16 protein-coding genes are annotated in these 19,249 nt (G+C 61.6%); 14 read left to right on the forward strand and 2 right to left on the reverse strand.

Annotated features, from left to right (window positions below; translation table 11 throughout):
• The first annotated feature begins 299 nt into the window (after positions 1 to 299).
• The 6 genes from ACFQNJ_RS02500 (at position 300) to ACFQNJ_RS02525 (ending at position 7,909) form a co-directional block, all read left to right on the forward strand.
• Complete coding sequence (locus tag ACFQNJ_RS02500) at positions 300 to 1,466, forward strand: nucleotide sugar dehydrogenase (RefSeq protein ID WP_382253564.1); 1,167 nt, start codon at positions 300 to 302, stop codon at positions 1,464 to 1,466.
• A gap of 55 nt (positions 1,467 to 1,521) precedes the next feature.
• Entirely contained in the window at positions 1,522 to 3,339 is a 1,818-nt protein-coding gene (locus tag ACFQNJ_RS02505) for a GDSL-type esterase/lipase family protein (protein ID WP_382253566.1), read from the forward strand.
• Positions 3,340 to 3,364: 25 nt separating this feature from the next.
• Complete coding sequence (locus ACFQNJ_RS02510; RefSeq protein ID WP_374642620.1) at positions 3,365 to 4,417, forward strand: glycosyltransferase; 1,053 nt, start codon at positions 3,365 to 3,367, stop codon at positions 4,415 to 4,417.
• Positions 4,418 to 4,499: 82 nt separating this feature from the next.
• Complete coding sequence (locus ACFQNJ_RS02515) at positions 4,500 to 5,816, forward strand: protoporphyrinogen/coproporphyrinogen oxidase (protein WP_382253568.1); 1,317 nt, start codon at positions 4,500 to 4,502, stop codon at positions 5,814 to 5,816.
• Positions 5,817 to 5,873: 57 nt separating this feature from the next.
• On the forward strand, positions 5,874 to 6,854 hold the full coding sequence (locus ACFQNJ_RS02520; RefSeq protein ID WP_382253570.1) for a lysylphosphatidylglycerol synthase domain-containing protein: 981 nt from the start codon (positions 5,874 to 5,876) through the stop codon (positions 6,852 to 6,854).
• Between the two features lie 14 nt (positions 6,855 to 6,868).
• A complete protein-coding gene (locus tag ACFQNJ_RS02525) occupies positions 6,869 to 7,909 on the forward strand; it encodes an acyltransferase family protein (RefSeq protein WP_382253572.1) in 1,041 nt (346 codons plus the stop codon).
• On the opposite strand, the gene ACFQNJ_RS02530 is transcribed toward ACFQNJ_RS02525, so the two are convergent.
• Both ACFQNJ_RS02530 and ACFQNJ_RS02535 read right to left on the reverse strand, forming a co-directional pair.
• Complete coding sequence (locus ACFQNJ_RS02530) at positions 7,910 to 8,914, reverse strand: polysaccharide deacetylase family protein (protein ID WP_382253574.1); 1,005 nt, start codon at positions 8,912 to 8,914, stop codon at positions 7,910 to 7,912.
• A gap of 32 nt (positions 8,915 to 8,946) precedes the next feature.
• A complete protein-coding gene (locus ACFQNJ_RS02535; RefSeq protein WP_374642629.1) occupies positions 8,947 to 9,954 on the reverse strand; it encodes a glycosyltransferase family 2 protein in 1,008 nt (335 codons plus the stop codon).
• A gap of 73 nt (positions 9,955 to 10,027) precedes the next feature.
• On the opposite strand from ACFQNJ_RS02535, the gene ACFQNJ_RS02540 reads away from it, so the two are divergent.
• The 8 genes from ACFQNJ_RS02540 to rfbD all read left to right on the forward strand — a co-directional run bounded on the left by ACFQNJ_RS02540 (position 10,028) and on the right by rfbD (position 19,223).
• On the forward strand, positions 10,028 to 11,671 hold the full coding sequence (locus ACFQNJ_RS02540) for a glycosyltransferase family 39 protein (RefSeq protein WP_382253576.1): 1,644 nt from the start codon (positions 10,028 to 10,030) through the stop codon (positions 11,669 to 11,671).
• Positions 11,668 to 12,351: a hypothetical protein gene (locus ACFQNJ_RS02545; protein WP_382253578.1), complete on the forward strand. Its 684-nt coding sequence runs from the start codon at positions 11,668 to 11,670 to the stop codon at positions 12,349 to 12,351. The genes ACFQNJ_RS02540 and ACFQNJ_RS02545 overlap by 4 nt, the downstream gene beginning before the upstream one ends.
• A gap of 108 nt (positions 12,352 to 12,459) precedes the next feature.
• Positions 12,460 to 14,499, forward strand: a complete 2,040-nt coding sequence (locus ACFQNJ_RS02550; protein WP_382253579.1) for a glycosyltransferase family 2 protein — start codon at positions 12,460 to 12,462, stop codon at positions 14,497 to 14,499.
• Positions 14,500 to 14,582: 83 nt separating this feature from the next.
• A complete protein-coding gene (locus tag ACFQNJ_RS02555) occupies positions 14,583 to 15,425 on the forward strand; it encodes a glycosyltransferase family protein (RefSeq protein WP_382253581.1) in 843 nt (280 codons plus the stop codon).
• Positions 15,422 to 16,438 carry a glycosyltransferase family 2 protein gene (locus ACFQNJ_RS02560; protein WP_382253582.1) on the forward strand — a complete coding sequence of 339 codons (1,017 nt, stop codon included), beginning with the start codon at positions 15,422 to 15,424 and terminating at the stop codon, positions 16,436 to 16,438. The genes ACFQNJ_RS02555 and ACFQNJ_RS02560 overlap by 4 nt, the downstream gene beginning before the upstream one ends.
• A 92-nt stretch (positions 16,439 to 16,530) precedes the next feature.
• A complete protein-coding gene (locus ACFQNJ_RS02565) occupies positions 16,531 to 17,187 on the forward strand; it encodes a glycosyltransferase (protein WP_382253584.1) in 657 nt (218 codons plus the stop codon).
• 78 nt (positions 17,188 to 17,265) lie between these two features.
• Positions 17,266 to 18,330 (forward strand): dTDP-glucose 4,6-dehydratase, encoded by a 1,065-nt coding sequence (gene rfbB, locus ACFQNJ_RS02570; RefSeq protein WP_382253586.1) that lies wholly within the window; start codon positions 17,266 to 17,268, stop codon positions 18,328 to 18,330.
• Complete coding sequence (gene rfbD / locus ACFQNJ_RS02575; RefSeq protein WP_382253587.1) at positions 18,327 to 19,223, forward strand: dTDP-4-dehydrorhamnose reductase; 897 nt, start codon at positions 18,327 to 18,329, stop codon at positions 19,221 to 19,223. The genes rfbB and rfbD overlap by 4 nt, the downstream gene beginning before the upstream one ends.
• Positions 19,224 to 19,249 lie beyond the last annotated feature (26 nt).

The raw sequence follows: 19,249 nt of genomic DNA on the forward strand, positions 1-19,249 counted from the left end.
CAGCTTCGGTGGGTGCATGGTGGACACGTGGGCCTTCGGCCCGTCTGGGTTGTCAAATGGTTGCGCAAACGTCTACCGGACCGCGTCAGAGGTATTGGCAGCAGAGCAACACTGGCCAATCGCGGCGGTCGACACCTCCAGCCTGTGTGGCAAAATCGATGCCGGTAAGAAGTAAGAAGTGTATTGTGCTGTGAAGACGGCACAGGATCCGCCATCATCACGACCAGGAACGGAGCGTCCCGGGTCAGTTCGCGGCTTGTCTTTTCCATTGGTGCGCCTGTTCACACAGGCGTTTTTTCATGAAGATTGCTGTCGCAGGCACAGGCTACGTCGGTCTGTCCAATGCCATTCTGTTGTCGCAGCACCACGAGGTGGTGGCGCTGGACATTGTCCAGAGCAAAGTGGACGCCATCAATGCCCGGCAAAGTCCGATTGAAGACACGGACATCCAGCATTTCCTCAGCCACGAGCCGCTGAATCTCAAGGCCACCACCGACAAGAAGCTGGCATATGAAGGCGCCGATTTCGTCATCATTGCCACGCCCACCGACTACGACAGCGACACCAACTTCTTCAACACCTCATCGGTGGAAGCGGTGATCCGGGATGTCATGGCCATCAACCCGCAAGCGGTGATGGTCATCAAGTCCACCGTGCCGGTCGGTTACACCGCCCGTGTCCGCCAAGAGCTCGGCTGTGACAACATCATTTTCTCGCCCGAGTTCCTGCGCGAAGGCAAGGCCCTGCACGACAACCTCTACCCCTCCCGAATCATCGTGGGAGAACGGTCTGAGCGTGCCCGGCAGTTTGCCAATCTGCTGCTGGAAGGCGCACGCAAGAAAGACACGCCGGTCCTGCTGCTCGACTCGACCGAGGCAGAAGCCGTCAAGCTGTTCTCGAACACCTATCTGGCCATGCGCGTGGCCTACTTCAATGAGCTGGACACCTACGCGGCAGCCCATGGGCTGGATTCCCGACAGATCATCGAGGGCGTAGGCCTGGATCCACGCATCGGCAGCCACTACAACAACCCCTCCTTCGGCTATGGCGGCTACTGTCTGCCCAAGGACACCAAGCAGATGCTCGCGAACTACCGCGACGTGCCCCAGAACCTAATCCAGGCCATTGTGCAGTCCAACACCACGCGCAAGGACTTCATCGCCGAAAGCATTCTGCGTCGTAAGCCCAAAGTGGTGGGCATCTACCGGCTGATCATGAAGGCCGGCTCCGACAACTTCCGGTCGTCGAGCATCCAGGGCATCATGAAGCGCATCAAGGCCAAGGGCGTGGACGTCGTCATCTACGAACCCAACCTTGAAGACAGCAACTTCTTCAATTCACGGGTGATCCGGGATCTGGAAGAGTTCAAGCGCCTGTCGGACGTGATCGTCTGCAACCGGATGCACAGCAGCCTGTCCGACGTGAACAGCAAGGTCTTCACGCGCGACCTGTTCGGCAGCGATTGATTCGGCCCTCTTTTCCATCAAAGTCACAATTCAATCTCAGCGAGGTCACCCTTCCATGGAAGTCACGACACCACTACTGCGCCAGCTCCGTCCCTTGGGCGTCATTGGCAGCGCGATCGCCCTGATGCTCGCGACGGGCTGCTCCAGCAGCCCCAAGAAGGAAGAGGTCGCACCGGCCGTTCCAAACCCGTTTGCGTTGGCAGGTGCAACGAGCCCCGATCAGGTCAAGGTCAACCGCATGCGGGTCTTCGGCGACAGTTACTCCGATCCCGGGTACACGGGTCCGAGGGGCATCCTGAACTGGGCGACCGAACTGGAGAAGTACGGCACCGTCACCAAGACCGAGAACTACGCCATCGGCGGCGCCAAGGCATCCTTCACCCAGACCACCTCCATCGACCGACAGATCGCCACCTGGAAGCGGACGGGCTCCGCCGTCACCGAGCGTGATCTGGCGGTGACCTACTTCGGCTACAACGACATCGGCCGCAACGGCAAGCCAGAGAACGAAATCGCGGCGTCCAAGGCCGGTTACACCGAGGCCATCAACCAGCTGGTGCAAGCCGGCGCCGCCAACGGGACCAACCGGATCTTCGTGACACAGATCCACGACTGGAGCCGCAACCCGGGTGTCAACCCGACGCGTTCTGCCGGCCAGATCGTGGACTGGAACAACTTCGTGGCGGGGCTGGCCAACAGCAACCCCAACATCATTGCCGTGGATTTGTACACGGCCTTCAACCGGGTCTTGAACGAGCCCCAGAAGTACGGCTTCACCAACGTCACGACCGAGGACCCGAGCAAGCACCGTACCACTGCCCTGTTCTACGACCCGATCCACTTCGGCTCACGCGGAGAAGTGATCATTGCGCGGGTGTTCCAGCACTATCTGACCCGCGCCTGGAACTGGGCCAACGCGCTAGAAGCCGGCGCGGCATCGGCGGCCCAGCTGAACAAGGACATTGACCAGGGCCTGCTGGTGCTGGCCATGCAGGAGCGTCAGCCCGGCACATCGGCTTTTTCACTGGTGCCGCTGGGCATGGACAACGCGAAACGACTCGATGCCAGTTCGCCGCTTCGCCTGAACGGATCCGGAAACCAGGCTTACGCGGGTCTGGCCTTCAACTTCAGCGGCCAGTCCGCCACCGGTGGCCGCGCGCCGCAATTCGGCCTGGCGCTGAACCAGAAGGTCGGTCAGACGCGCCTGGACGGCATGGAAGAGCGCACCCAGCTGGGCTTCCAGGCCCATGCCGCCACGCTGTACTGGATGCAGCCGGTGGGGTCCAGCCTGCTCTGGACCAACCACGTCTCGCACCTGTCGCAGCAGTTCGGCCAGTACGGCCAGGACGACATCCTCCAGACCGCGATCGCCAACGAGCGCAAAGGCTCCGGGCTGTCGTTCGAGAGCAAGTTGCGCTACTCCATGGGTTCGTCCTGGGCCACCGTGACACCCTGGGTCTCGCTGACACAGATGCAACAGCGGCTCAATGCCGGCACGATGCAATCCATGTACACGACCGATGTGAACTTCTCCTCCATCAAGTCCAACGAACTCGTGTCGGGTTTGGGGGTAGATCTGCAGTTCCAGCCGGTCTCGCTGGGCAACGGTCGCCTGCTTCAGTTCGGCGGCAGCCTGATGCACCGCGAAAGCCTGAACCGGACGCCTTACACCGTCTCCATGCGCGAGGCCTCGCAGCCCTTGGTCACCCAGCGCGAATTCATTGAGCGCAAGGCCATCAAGCAAACCTACCTGGGCCTCAATGCCAATGTGGGCCTCACACGCCACCTGCACCTCAATGCCGCCTACGCGGTGGACCTGCAGCAGCGCGAGGAGACCCAGGCCGTCCAGCTCAAGGCCGTCCTGAGCTTCTGATCCGCCCCGACAACCCGCCTACTACATGCGAATCCTTTACCTTGCCGGGCGCGAAGCCAGCTACTCACGCACACGCATCGTCATGCGTGCCCTTGAATCCCGTGGCCACGAGGTGGTCCCGGTGCTCCCACCGGACCGCTCGTTCAAGCACTACCCTGGCTTGTTGCTCAAGGCCATGCTGAAGGCCCCGAGCTGTGATGTCGTGCTCACCGGTTTCTATGGCCAGTTGCTCACCCCGGTGATGCGTCTGCTGACCTGGAAGCCCATCGTGTTCGACATGTACATCACCACCTATGACACCATGGTGTTCGACCGGGCCAAGGCCAAGGCCGGTTCGTTCATGGCCTGGGTCTACGGTCTGAGCGACTGGCTGTCCTACAAGGCCGCCAGCATCTCGATCCTGGACAGCCAGCATGTGATCGACCATTTCAAGCGGACCTTCAAGGTGGACGGCAAGAAGCTGCGCCGCCTCTTCCTGGCGGTGGACGACAAAGCCATCTATCCGCGTCCGGCCACCGAGAAGAGCGACAAGTTCCTGGTGCATTTCCACGGCGAGTACACGCCGTTTCATGGCGTTCGCCACATCCTCAAGGCCGCCAAGATGCTGGAGAACGAAGGGGTTGCCTTCCAGATCGTTGGCAGGGGCATCACCTACGAAGAGGACATGAAGCTTGCGCGAGAGCTCGATCTCAAGAACGTACGACTGATCGACAACGTTCCCTACGATCAGCTGGCAGTGCTCATGTCCAACGCGGATGTGTGCCTGGGCATCTTCGGTGACAACACCCGTGCGTCGCTGGTGATGACCAACAAAGTGATTGAAGGCATCGGCATGGCCAAGCCGCTGATCACCCAGCGCAATGCCCCGGTGCAGGAACTGCTCACGCACGGCGAAAGCGTCTATCTGGTCCCCGCGGCCGATCCCCAGGCGCTGGCAGATGCCATCCGCACGCTGAAGAACGATCCGGCCTTGCGGGAAAAGATCGCCCGCAACGGTTATGCAGCCTTCGAGCAGTACTGCTCCAGCCAGAAGACCGGCGAAGCCATCGAAGCCATGTGCCGGGAAGCCATGTCCTGATTCCGGACGTCCAGCAGGTCCATTTCCTCTGATCCCAGACCCGGCAGTAAAATGCCGGGTTATTTTCTTTATTGAGCCCTCGATGGAAACCACGAAGAACCTCATCCTTGGCGCAGGCCTGACTGGCCTGAGCACCGGCTACCACCTCAAGAGCGACGACTACCAGGTCTACGAAAAGCTTCATGAAGTCGGTGGTCTGTGCCGCTCCGAAGAGGTCAACGGCTTCCTGTTCGATTACGCACCGCACATCCTGTACACGGTCAACCCGTACGCGCACGAACTCATCCACACCCTGCTCAAGGGCAACATCGAGATCAAGAAGCGCAAGGCCTTTATCTATCACGGCAAGTACGACCTGTACACCCAGTTCCCCTATCAGGCCCACCTGTACGGGCTGCCCGCCAAGGACGTGATCGAGTGCCTGAGCGGCCTGGTCGAGGTGTTGCGCAATCCGGACCGTCCGAAGCCGCAGAACTACCGCGAGTGGATGTACTGGCGTTTCGGCAAGGGCATCGCCGAGCAGCTGATGATCCCTTACGCCGAGCGCATCTGGACCATCGATCCCAAGTACATGAACTTCAACTGGATCGACCGGCGCGTCCCGGAGCCCGACTTCGAGTCCGTGCTGCGTGGGGCCCTGCAGCACGAGGATGACCGTTCCGGTTTCAACCAGGAGTTCTGGTACCCCATCGAAGGCGCGATCGAGTCGCTGCCGGTCGCGCTGGCCAAGGGCGTGAAGAACATCCATCTGAACCAGACCGTCACGCACATCGACCCGAAGACCAAGCAGGTCACGTTCAACACGGGCAAGGTAGTGGGATACCAGAATCTGGTCTACACCCTGTCCCTGACCCACCTGCCACACTTCATTGATGACATTCCGCAGCATGTGCTCGATGCCATCAACGGTCTGCAGTTCAACCAGATCGAGTGCGTGAACATCGGCATCAACCGGCCGGACATGAGCCCGTACCACTGGCTGTACTTCCACGAGGCCGAGGATTTCATCTTCCACCGCATCAGCTTCCCGCGCAACGCCTCCGAGAAGACCTGCCCGCCGGGCACCAGTTCGGTCTGCTGCGAGATCTCGTACTCCAAGCACCGCCCGCTGCGGGTGCAAGGACGTGAAGCCCTGATCCAGGCCACCATCGACGGCCTGATCAAGGCCAAGATCATGCGGCCGGACGACGAGATCCTCGCAGCCGACGTGCTGACCGTGGATCCGGCCTACGTGATCTATGACCTGGACTACGAGGAAAACGTCAAGACCATCCACGAGTGGCTGGTGGGCCTGGACATCCACCCGGCAGGCCGCTTCGGCGACTGGCAGTACTACAACATGGATCACTCGATCCTGGCCGGCAAGCGCATTGCCGATCTGCTCAACGACAAGGCCTGAGCTACGCTGCCCCTCGGCAACCGCCCTGCCGGGCGGTGACCGGTTGGGCGGTTCGTTATGACCCAAGCCACCAAGTCCAGGCGACTGGCCAAATGGGCGTCCGTGATCGTTCTGATCATCGTCGCCATCTACTTTGTCGGTGCCGCCCGGCAGCATATCGACAGCATCCCGCCGATCCGGTGGGATCTGGCGGCATGGCTGGCCCTGATGGCCACCGTGCTGTGCATGTTCGTCAACCTGGTCTGTGGTGGCCTGATGTGGATGGCGCTGCTGCGTGACCAAGGGGTGCGTCTGCCTGCGCTCACCGCCTTCCGGATCGTGGGCATGGCGCAGGTGGCCAAGTACCTGCCCGGCAACGTCGGCCACCTGGTTGGCCAGGTCACCCTGGCCAGTGCGGCTGGTGTACCCATTGGTGTCTCCGTTACCACCATGTTGATCTCCACACTGTGGCTGGTGGCCACGGGCATGGCCATGGGGGGTGCCGGTCTGCTCATCTACCTGGATGCCACGGCCGTGCTGGACGTACCGATACCCAGCACGCCCTTCATGGCGGCCCTCGGCATCGCGCTGGCCATCAGCCCATGGGTGGCGGTGTGGCTGCTCAACCGCGTGCTGCCGGGCCTGTCGCGCCGTTTGGGCAGCGGGCAAATGGTGGCCCTGCCCCGCTTTGGTACCGCCGTCGCGGTCGCTGCCGGCTTCATTTTCTGCTTCTTTGTGTTCGGCGTGATGCTCAAGCTGCAGGCCACCTACCTTTTCGGGGTCAACGAGGGGAATGTGCTGACCTTCACGCTCATGTTCACCTCCGCCTGGATCGCCGGTTACCTGTTGCCTGGCGCGCCCGGCGGGCTGGGTGTGCGTGAGGCGCTGGTGGTGGCCCTTCTGGGGTCGGTGGTCGGCACGGGCACCGCCATCGGTCTGAGCGTCACCATGCGACTGGCCACGGTGCTTGGCGACGGGCTGGCTTTTGTGGTGGGCTATTCACTCAAGTGGCTGACCGAGATCACGGGCGCACAGCGCCGCCTTGGTGACCCCTCCTGAGTTCCCCCTGCAAGATGACGACAGCCACCCGCGAAACCTGGATAGACGCCCTCAAGGGCTGGGGCATGATCCTCATCGTCGTAGGTCACGTGTGGTCCCTGTCGGACGTACCCCAGTGGTACATGTGGATCTTCTCCTTTCATGTCCCGCTGTTCTTCTTTGCCGCAGGGCTGACCTTCAAGCCCGGCGCAGCTCCTCTGGGGGAGTTCCTGCGCCGCCGGCTCACCACCCTGCTGCTGCCCTATCTGGTCTATGCCCTGCTGGGTTACGTTTTCTATGTGCTGGGTTACGCGGCCGCCCAGCTGGCGGGCAAAACCGTGGCGCAGTTCGGGTATGGGCTCTGGTGGCCCCTGCTGGGCGTTTTCTACGGGTCGGTGGGCGATGGTCTGCTGGTCAACAGTCCCCTGTGGTTCCTTCCTGCCCTCTTCGTCGCGCAAGCGCTCGTCCATGTGATTCACACCCATGTGCGGCTGCAGTGGCAACGCTATGCCTTGCTGTTGGCGCTGTTTGCCATCGCTGCCGGGATCGAGGAAGACATCAAGGCGCCGTTCAGCCTCTTGCCTGCCATGGCGGCGGCGGTCTTCATTCAGATGGGCCTGGACTGGAAGCGCACCGCCAGGATGACCGAGATATCCACGGGCCAGCGTTGGTTATGGCTGGTGGTGCTGGCCGGTCTGTCCTTGCTCTCACCCATCAATGGCGCCGTCGGATTGGCGGGACCAACCGTCAATCAGCCTGTTCTGTTCCTGCTGTTTGCACTTATCGGCATTGGCCTGTCGCTGTTGTTCGTTCAGCTGGCCAGCGTCAGGATTCAGGACGCGCTCGCTTTCATCGGACGGCACAGCATGGGCATTCTGGTGTTGCACATGCTGGCCATCAAGGGAGTGAAAGTGGTCCTCAGCATCGGCACAGGCACCAGTCTCGACACCATGGAACACAGCATCCTTTGGGGCCTGCTGGTGCTGTGCGTGGCCTCGCTGCTCATGTGGCCCGCGATCGCGGTCATCGAGCGCTGGCTGCCCTGGACGCTTGGCAACCGCCGTCAGGCGGCCTGATCACTGGATCAGGCTCAAGGGATAGGGTCGCCACCCGCACTTGAGCGCCTGGATCGCGTCGGGTTGGTGGTCCATCCCCACCCGATGGAAAACCTTGTCCCGGTTCATCCGGTTGCCCCAACCGCTGGTGGTGAAGAACAGGTCCACCTCATCGCGGGTGCGCTCGTAGAAAGCGGGCTTGATGCCGCGGTTCTTGTACGGGAACGCAAAGTACCGGTATGGCAGGGAGAAAGCCTGTGTCACATGGCGCACGCTTCTGAGCGTCTGGTCCACCTGGGCATCCAGGTCCAGCTCCCAGTACCTCGGGTGATCACAACTGTGCGCCCCCAGCATGAAACCGCGCCGCACCAGGTCGGCGGCCTCATCGTGGGTGATGTACGGCCGATCCGCCTCAAAAAACGCGGCCAGATCGACACCCAGGCGCTCCGCCACCTCGTCGTAGAGGGAGGCATCCTCCAGCCGGACGGCCATCAACGCCTCGTCCACCCCCCCGGTGTAGCCACGTCGGGACAGGATCGCCTGCACGTCTTGCCGTTCCTGTGCTGACTGGCCCTTGAGCCGTTCGATGAGCAGGCTGGCCTTGAACTTCTCCTCCACCCGCGAACCGGCGGTTCCCGCCAGGAAGTCGGTGATAAGGAAGTGAATGGCGGGAATGCCCTTGCGCTCCAGAATCGGTGTGGCCACCTCGTAGGAGGACCTCAACCCGTCATCGAAGGTGACCAGAAACCGGTCAGCCCCGGCATTCGCGATGCCGGCGGGGGACAGGTCTTCCAGGGGCTTGAACTCCTTCAGGATCTCGTCGAGCACCCGCTCGAAGCTCTGAGGGCTGTGGCAGTCGTACAGGTGCCGGATGTAAGGCTTGGGCGACGATTCCACCGCGTGGAAGATGAAGATGGGCAATGTGCCCGACGAGATCGAACGCGAAACCCCCAGCGGGACCGTCTGCAGGGTTTTTCGCAAGGTCTGTGAGGCCAGGTGCTGGATCTGGTCAGAGATCGAAGACATACACGGGTGCTCGCGCCAAAAAATGGAAGCCGTCAGGTCCGATAGCTTGCCAGACGACCAGCCAAAACACCAGACAGGGCCACGGCCAGCCAATAGGTCAGCCACGTGGAGAACGCCATGGCCACCGCCACCAGCTTTTCAAACAGGCGCGCGTGACGGGATGCCAGAAAGATCTGCAGGCCGGCTCGCACATGCCCTTCGATGACCGTCATCAGCGCGGGGTCACGGGTCCGCGACAGCACCATCTGGAAAAAGAGCCTCATCGCGGAACGGACCCGCCGAAACGCCAGTGCCTGCCGCTGATACCCGACACCCGCATCGATTCGCTGCGCCATGGCGTCCAGTGCCAGCAGGATGCTGGCCGTCCGCTCGTTCACCTTCTTCTGGGCAAAGCCAGCCTCGGTGGCAGAGACCTCATTGAAACGGTAGTGGTACAGCACATCGCCCACATAGGCCGCGGAGCGGCAGCGCTGGTAGTACTGCACCAGAAACAGCATGTCTTCGCCCACGGCAATCCGGGTATCAAACCTGAGATTCATCTGACGAATCAGATCCGCCCGAAAAATCTTGTTGCAGCATCCGCCGCCAATCCATTGGGTACACAGCGTGTGCTCGTAGAGCGCTTCCAGCGAGATCGGGCCCGCCTGCCCCAACACAAATGGCTGGGAGCCGCTCGGCCGGACGCGATCGTAGGCGCACGCCACCACATCGCCGTCGTTCAAGGCTTCAACCATCTTCGAAAGAAAGGTGGCGTCCACGTAGTCATCGGCATCGATGAAGACGACATAGTCCCCACGAATTTGGTCCAGAGCCAGGTTGCGGGCCGACGAAACTCCCCCGTTGGTCTTGTGGGTCACCTGGAAACGTGAATCCCCGGCAGCGAACGCATCGCACAGACTGCCGCTGCAATCCGTCGAACCGTCGTTGATCAACAACACTTCGAAATCCGGATAGCCCTGATCGGCGATCGACCTGAGACACTGCTCCAGGTAGGCCTCGCAGTTGTAGACAGGGACGATGATCGAGATCAGGGAAGCCATCCTCGGCGGGGAAAAGGCCGGCGACAGGCGCCAGCCCAAAAAAATGGATAACCTAGCACTATACAATTAAAAGATGAATCCGTCTGCCTCGGCTCCCAATACCTCAGGCGCGCTGCAGCCCTTGTCTGGCACGACCAGACGCCTGGCCATCTGGCTGTTCCTGCTGGTGACGTTGAAGTCGATCTTCCTGGGATCCTTTGTGATTCCGCCAGCCGACATTCCGGACGAATCAGGGCACTACGCCTACGTCAAGGACATCGCCCACGGCAACATCTTCCCCCTGCTGGGCCAGGCCACCATCCCCAACGACCTGTGGATGGATCCCGTCGACAAGCGCCCCTCCCCGTTTCCCCGAACCAACTACATTGTTCAGCATCCCCCGCTGTACTACGCCATTGCCGCCATTCCCTACAAGATCGCCAGCCTGATCACGGACGACCGCTGGTACCACATCAGGGCGACCCGATTGGTGTCGGCCCTTTGCCTGGGACTGCTGGTAGTGGTGCTGTTCCGAACCATGCTCGACATGCGTGTCGACCCCGCCAAGGCGGTGTTGCTGGCCATGTCGGTGGCGTTCATCCCGACCTTGACCAATCTGTCCGCAGGCATCACCAACGATGTCTTCCTGGCCTTGGTATCGGCGGTGGCCACGCGTCACTTCATCCGGTACCTGCTGAATCACCGGCTGCAAGATGCCTACCTGTGCGCTTTGTGGCTGACGATCGCCGGCGCCACCAAAATGACCGCCTGGATCATGATCGCTGCCATGGTGGCGATTCTGTTGTTCGAACTCAGGTTGCCATGGCGCCGGTGGCTCCTGCATGCACCCTTGATCAGTCTGGTATCGGTGCTGGCACCGCTGTGGTGGATGGGTCGCAATCTGTACCATTTTGGCAACCCCTTCTACATCGGAATCACCGATTCGGTGAAGGCAGCCCTGCCGCATCTGACCGTCGAGCAGTTCATACACGCGGACTCGTTCTTCTATCCCATGCTGGTGAGCTTCTACGGGCTGTTCGGCTTTTCCGGCTACTGCCAGACCCCAGAGCTGGCCCACCTCTGCATCGGCACGCGCCTGACGCACATCACTGACTACCCCTTCCTGTACTTCGCGCTGGTCATTCTGGTGCTGGCACTGGCCTTCCTGTGGCTCACCGTGGTCCACGGCAGGCAGCTGGCGCAGCCCTCCGCACCTTTGCACCCTGCTGCCACTCTGCAGGAATGGATGACCAACCTGCTCTCGAACCGAGCACTCCGGGTGGTGCTGATCGTGTCAGCGGCCATCGCAGGCACTGCCGCCTACCTTTGGGTCTGGCCGCAGCTTCACCTGGAAGAAGGACTCAGGGAAGAGCCTTTCATCAACGCCATCCTGCTGATTCCCCTGATCCTGGGCCCCACGGCGCTGGTGCTGGCGGTGCTGAGCCGGGAGCCCTCAGACCGCCTGGTCCAATACGGGCTGCTGGTGTTTGTCTTTTTCGGACTGATCTTTCTGACCCAGGTGTTCAAGGCGTACGTGCTGGTGGCCCAGATGCGCGGCATCCAAGGGCGCTACTTCTATCCCTACGTGCCGTTGTTGCTGGCCTCATCGGCCCTGGTGCTGGAGAAGCTGCGCGTACCGCCCCACGCCTATCTGTGGGCCGTACTGGGGCTGGCTGTCGCCGACATCTACACCTATGCCCAGAAGGTCATCCCCTTCCTTGAGACGGTGAAGATATGAGCGCGTTTCGACCGACACTTCGCTCCGTTTCGGCCATGGTTCTGTTCATGGCAGCGTTGCTGCTGTTCATGTTCTACCCCGTGATCGAGCGATATGAGAATGAGGATGTCCTCCATAAGGGCATTCCTTGGGCCGGTATGCGCCCTGCCGGCGAGATCACGCCAGATTTCCGGCTTCGCCAGAACCTGCGCACCGAGCACACCCAACTCGAACCACACGAACTGGACAATGTCTTCTGCATGGACGTGCTGTTTGCCACTTACGGCCGAAGGCGCAACGACGGTTTGATTCGACTGCGGGTCACCGCCGGCGATGCCACCAATGAGCAACTCGTTGACGTCAAGAATCTGATCGACAACTCATTGGAGCTCATTTGTTTTCCCGGGGTGACCTTTGCCCAGGTGTACCAGCGAGACGCCTGGATCGACATCGAAGGGGTCAGCGCCGCACCAGGCAAGTCCGTCACCGCAGTGCTCAGCAGTACCGCCGGCCTGCCCAGGGCCACCGTGAACGGCGCCGAGACAGACCTCACGCTGGTTTATGTCGCAAAAATCCGCAAAGACCCAGGGCTGTACAAGTTCAACTCCTTTGTCCTGATTGCCTTTGCCTCGCTCATCCTCACTTTGCTGATGGTGGCGGCGCAGCCAATGTTCAAAGGCCGCCCTGCGAACGCGGGATAATCGCAGGCTGCGCTCCTTCCGGGGCGACCACCCCTCATGCCCAAACACCCGGCAAAGCGGCCGGGAGCCCCTATGGATCCGCGCCCGACCTCTTCCAGCCACGCTCCCATGGTCCCGTCATCCGACGCGGTGCCTGCGCGAGAAGCTGTGCGCCTGCGCAAGCAGATTGCAGATCTGCAAATGGAACTGGAACAGGCACGCAAGGAGCTCGACGCCATCCGCCATTCCACCCTCTGGCGAGCCACCATCCTCATCCGCGGCCCCATCATGCTGGCTCTGCGCTTGCGTCATGGCTGGCGCCTGCTGCCAGGTGAGGTCGCCCGTCGCGGGGGTTGGTACCCGCAGTTGTGCGAATGGTGGCGGGAGTTTCGTGCCTACGGTTGGTCCTACTTCAGCCGCATCAACACATACGAACTCAACCCTGGCCCGGGCTCTGGCGAGCACGACCGCAATGACTACGCCGCCTGGAAGCGCCGATTCGGCACCAGCCACCCAAGTGCGCTTCCCCAGACACCCGCTGAACAGCCAGATGTCCTGCTGTCCGTGGTTGTTCCGGTGTACCGGCCTCCGCTGGACCTGCTGCGGCAGGCGATCGAATCGGTGCAGGCCCAAACCTACACGCAATGGGAACTCTGCATTGCAGACGATGCCTCCCAGGACCCTGATCTGACCGCCTATCTTCAGGAACTGGCGGCGCGGCATCCCAACATCCGAGTGGCGTTCCGCGAAAAGAACGGTCATATCTCTGCCTGCACCAACTCGGCGCTGAGCCTGGCGCGAGGTGACTACATCGTCCTGCTTGACCAGGATGACCTGCTGCCTGTCCACGCACTGGAGCGGGTGGCCCAGACCATTGCCCAGCACCCCGAAGCGGGGATCATCTTTTCGGACGAAGACCGTATCGATGAAACGGGCGCCAAGGCCCTGGGTGCCTATTTCAAGCCCGACTTCAATTACGACCTGTTCCTGGGTCACAACCTGATCAGCCACCTTGGCGTCTACCGACGCAGTCTGATCGAGGATATTGGCGGGTTCAAACTGGGTCTGGAAGGGTCCCAAGACTGGGACCTGGCACTGCGGGCACTGGAGCGGCTGCGGCCCGACCAGATCGTCCATATCCCTGAGGTGCTGTATCACTGGCGCGCCATCGAAGGCAGCACGGCGCTGGCGCAGTCTGAAAAGTCCTACACATCGACCGCGTCGCGTCAGGCCATCAAGGACCATCTGGCGCGGATGGGGGTTGACGGCGAGGTTCTGCCTTCGACCCACTTGCCGGCGTTCAACCGGGTGCGTTACGGCCTGTGGCCTGAGCAGCGCACTGCAAGCCTTGTGTTGACATTTGACTACCCGGCTGAACAACTGCGGCGAATCCTTGCGTGTCTGTATCAGGCCATAGGTGAGCTGACCTGCGACGTCGTGGTGGCCACTTCGATGCCGATGGACCCTGGGGCCTTGGTGCCTCTTGAGTATCGGGACGAGCTGCGTGTTCAGGTTATGCACGTGCCACGTGGAGCATCACTTGCACAGCGGCTGAATGCGGCGCTTGCGCTGGCCACGGGACATTTTGTGGGTATTCTGAACACACCCCTGACAGAGGTTTCCGAGGGCTGGCTGGAGGAACTGGCCAGAATTGCCGGGCAAGCTCGGGCGGGGTTCGTTGCGCCGAGGATCGTGGATGGCGCTGGCAATGACGACATCTTTGACCATGGCGGTATCCTGTTCACGGACGATATGCGTGCGGTACATGCCCACAAGGGCCTGTTCACCGACATGACGGGGTACGCGGGCAGAGGCATCCTGCAGCAGTCGTTCATGGCTTTGTCGCCGGCCGTGCTGGTGGCCCGGCGCGAACTCCTGCAAGACACAAACCCGTTTACCGAAGCATTCGGCGGCCGGCTGGATCTCGTCGACAAGTGTCTGTCCCTCCACCAGAAAGGCCTTGCCAACATCTGGACGCCGGAAGTCGAGGTGCGGTTCAACGATCTGCGGTTCGCAGGTCGCGCCAATCTCCTGACGGAGCTGGGCCTGTTCGGCTCCCGACGCCAGGCATGGATCGCCAAATGGGGGCGACGGCCACATGACCCCGCCTACAACCCCAACCTCTCACCGGACGGGGACTTTGCGCTGAACTGGCGAAGCGCCTCATGAGCCTTGGTCACCCAGAGACTCCCATGAACAGGCGCCGGGTATGCGCGGTCGTGGTAACTTACCATCCAGACCTTGCAGTCACCATGGACCTGCTGCGTCAGCTCGACGACAGCGCCTGTGACTTCCTTGTCATCGACAACCATTCGTCCAACATCGCCGAGCTCAAGGCATCCGTCGACCCGCTGTCCAGCTGTCAGGGTTTGCTGGCGCTGGGAGAGAACATCGGTCAAGCCGCTGCCCTAAACCGCGCACTGGACGAGGTCGCACGCCGTGGCTATGAGTTGGCCCTGCTCTTTGATCAGGACAGCAGCATCGGCGCCCATTTCGTGGAAAACCTCCTGACCGCCTGGGATGAGGCGCAGGCACTCACACCCGGACGTGTCGCAGCCGTGGGACCGCGACTGGTGGAACCCCATTCCGGCCGACGCATGCCTTTCCGTTCGTTCCGGCGCCTCCTTGAACGTCAGGAGAGTCCGGCTACCGCGGACGGAAAACTCATCCACACGGCTTTCCTGATCACATCCGGATCGCTGGTTTCCCTGCAAGCCCTGGCGCACATCGGCCCGATGCGCAGTGACTACTTCATCGACAACGTCGACCTGGAGTGGTGTTTTCGCGCCGTGTCCAAGGGATATGCCCTGTACGGTAGCGAACATGCCAGCCTGCTGCACCGCATAGGCGAAGACAGCGACAACCCTCTGGTCAAACGCGGCCTCATTGTTCAGCACAGTGCCCTGCGCTACTACTACTCGACACGCAACCGACGGCATCTGCATCGCCAGACATATGCACCCCTGGTCTGGCGAATCAAGGACAACGTGCGTTGGGCGCTGAAGACCTTGTATCTGCTGCTCACTTCGGCCGAACGCCGCGCGTTCTGGTCCAGCCTGCGTCGCGCCTTGCGCGACGCCCGACATCTGCCATGAACAGCACATCCACCATCGCGTCCGCAAGGCCCTGGATCCTGGTGCTCCTGCCTGTCTACAACGGCTCAAGATATCTCAGGCCGCAACTGGACTCCATCCTCGGCCAGAGCCATGAACGCATCCTCATCGTCTGCAGGGACGATGGATCGAAGGACGAGTCACGCGCCATCGTGGCGGAGTACCAGGCGCGCGATCCACAGCGCATTCTTGTGGTCGATGACCAGCTGGGCAATCTGGGGGCCCGCAGCAGCTTTTCCCGGTTGATGGAGATCGCACTGGAAGTCAGCCAGCAAGACCCTTGCAAAGGTACTCCCTGCTACTTTGCGCTGGCCGATCAGGACGACACCTGGCATCCACACAAACTTGAAAAGCTGCTTGAGGCCATGCGCCGCCTGGAGCAAGGCGATTCATCGACACCGGCCCTGGTCCATGGCGACCTGCGTGTGGTGGATCAGGACGGCCAGGAAATCGCTCCGTCGATGGCAGCCTATCAAGGCCTTCGACCGGACCGGGACAGCCTTGCAGCCCAACTGATCAGCAACACCGTCACCGGTTGCACGGCCATGATGAACCGGTCTCTGGTGGAACGATGCACACCGGTACCGGCCGAATCCATCATGCACGACTGGTGGATCTCCCTGGTGGCCAGCGCTTTCGGGCGAAGGCAGTATCTGCAAGAGGCGCTGGTGAACTATCGCCAGCACGGCAACAACACCATTGGCGCCAAGGCCTGGACGGAGCGCAACCGCTACCGGATGAAAGCCGGGCTCGCTGCCTTGCCCAAGAACATCTACCACGTACTGCGGGTGCTGGTGATCATCGCCATCAGAATGTGGGATGACGAGCACAATGAAGCCTTTCAGGGCAACGCTCGCCAGGCGCGTGCGTTCCTGCGCCAGTTCGGCGACCAGCTGAGCATTCGGGACCGGATCAAGACGCGGATGGCTTGCTGGCTGTCGGTGCACTTTCCGCCGCTTCAACGGGTGCTGTTCCGGTTGCTGCGCCAGCTATGAGCATCTGCCTATCCGTTGTCAGCCACGGGCAAGCGCATCTGAGCAACCTCTTGCTTGGCGATCTGGCCGGCATCACCCGGCCAGACAGGCTGGTGCTGACCACCAACGTACCTGATGGCACGCCGCTGCAGAGCCATGGCCTGACGGTTCAGCGCCTGACCAACACGTCGCCGCTGGGTTTTGGCGCCAACCACAACCAAGCGTTCAAGGTCGCTCGCGAAGAATTCTTCTGCGTGTGCAATCCCGACATTCGCCTGCCGGTCGATCCGTTCCCCGCGCTGCTGGAGGCCATGAACGACTCCAAGGTGGGGCTGGTGGCTCCACTCGTCGTGAGCCCGGCGGGGCAGCCCGAAGACAGTGCCAGGCGATTTCCGACACCGATCGGACTGCTGCGAAAAGCCATCGGGGGCGATGATGGACGCTATCGAATTCCATTCGCCGAGGGTGCCTCGCCGGTGCCAGTGGACTGGACCGCCGGCATGTTCCTGCTCTTCAGGGCCTCTGCATTTCGCAGTGTGGGAGGCTTCGATGATAAATTCCATCTTTATTACGAAGATGTGGATATTTGCGCCCGGCTCTGGAATGCCGGCTGGAAGGTGGTGGTCTCACCTCGCACATCGGTGGTGCATGCTGCCCAGCGAGCCAGTCGCCGCCAACCGCGCTACATGGCCTGGCACGCAGGCAGCATGGCGCGATATTTCATGAAGCACCTGGGACGTTTGCCAAGTACATCGCCCGTTGCAGACTGATCGTCCAGGTGTCCGCCTCATTGCCCCCAACCATTCATGCAGGGCTGCTCAAGACAGCCGCCACAACAGGAGTTCCTGATGATTCTCGTGACCGGAGCCGCCGGCTTCATTGGCGCCAACTTTGTGCTGGACTGGCTGGCCCAGTCCGATGAGCCCGTCATCAATCTGGACAAGCTGACCTACGCCGGCAACCTGCAGAGCCTGGCCAGCCTGCAGGGCGACGCCCGCCACATTTTCGTGCACGGCGATATCGGAGATCGCACCCTGGTGGACCGCCTGCTGGCCGAGCACAAGCCCCGCGCCATCGTCAACTTTGCGGCCGAAAGCCACGTTGACCGATCCATTCATGGCCCCGAAGATTTCATCCAGACCAACGTGGTCGGCACCTTCCACCTGCTCGAATCGGTGCGCGCCTACTGGGGTGGACTGGATGAGGCTGCCAAGGCGTCTTTCCGCTTCCTGCATGTCTCCACCGATGAGGTGTATGGCACGCTCAAGCCCACTGACCCACCTTTCACCGAAGAGAACACCTACGAGCCCAACAGCCCGTACTCAGCCAGCAAGGCCGCCAGCGACCATCTGGTTCGCGCCTACCACCACACCTATGGCCTGCCGGTGCTGACCACCAACTGCAGCAACAACTACGGCCCGTATCACTTCCCGGAAAAACTCATCCCGCTGATGATCGTCAACGCGCTGGCTGGCAAGCCGCTGCCGGTGTATGGCGACGGCATGCAGATTCGTGACTGGTTGTTCGTCAAGGATCACTGCAGCGCCATCCGCCGTGTGCTGGAAGCGGGCACCCCTGGCGAGACCTACAACGTGGGTGGCTGGAACGAGAAACCCAACATCGAGATCGTCAAGACCGTGTGCGTCCTGCTCGACGAGATGTCGCCGCGCGCCGATGGCAAGGGATATGCAGAGCAGATCACCTACGTGACCGACCGCCCTGGCCACGATCGTCGCTACGCGATCGACGCCACCAAGATCCACCGTGAACTGGGCTGGAAGCCGGCCGAAACCTTCGAGACGGGCATCCGCAAGACCGTGCGCTGGTACCTGGACAACCAGGCCTGGGTGCAGCAGGTGCAAAGCGGCGAATACCGCCAGTGGATCGACAAGCAGTACGGAGCCAAGGCATGACGTTGCCCCGGATCCTGCTGACCGGCAAGAATGGCCAGGTCGGCTTTGAGTTGCAGCGTGCCCTGGCCCCCTTGGGCGAGGTCGTCGCCGTCGGCACCGCTGATTGTGATCTGGCCGATGCAGATGCCATTCGGGCCCTGATGCAGCGTGTGCAACCGCAGCTCGTGGTTAACCCTGCCGCCTACACCGCCGTGGACAAGGCCGAGAGCGATGCGGACAAGGCACGCGCGGTCAACGCCGTGGCCCCGGGTGTGCTGGGCGAAGAAGCCTCCCGGCTGGGTGCATCTGTCATCCACTACTCGACCGACTACGTCTATGACGGCAGCAAGGATGGTCTCTACACAGAGTCCGACCCGGTGTCGCCCCAATCGGTCTACGGCCAGACCAAGCTGGACGGCGAGCGCGCCCTGCAAGCCGTCACCCCCCGGCATGTGATTCTGCGCACCAGCTGGGTGGTGGGCGCCCACGGCGGCAACTTTGCCAAGACCATGCTGCGCCTGGCCGGCGACCGGGATGAACTCAAGGTGGTGGCCGACCAGTTCGGCGCGCCCACATCGGCATCGCTGATCGCCGACGTCACCGCCCACATTGCCCGGCAGATGCTGCGCGACGGTGCCGATGGATTTCCGTTCGGGGTCTATCACCTCGCCGCCGCAGGTGAGACCAGCTGGCACGCTTACGCCCAGTACGTCATTGGCGAAGCCATCGGTATTGGCAAGGCATTGAAGGCCACACCGGAACGGGTGCTGCCCATTCCGGCATCGTCCTACCCCACACCGGCCAGGCGCCCGCAAAATTCCCGCCTGGACACGCATAAGCTGCGGCAGACCTTCGGTCTGCACCTGCCCCACTGGCAGGAAGGCGTGAAGCACATCCTGCAGCAGATCCTCTGATTTCCCGTCTCTCCAGAAGGCCCCAC

Source organism: Hydrogenophaga bisanensis, from assembly GCF_042665135.1.
Lineage (GTDB): Bacteria > Pseudomonadota > Gammaproteobacteria > Burkholderiales > Burkholderiaceae_C > Hydrogenophaga > Hydrogenophaga bisanensis.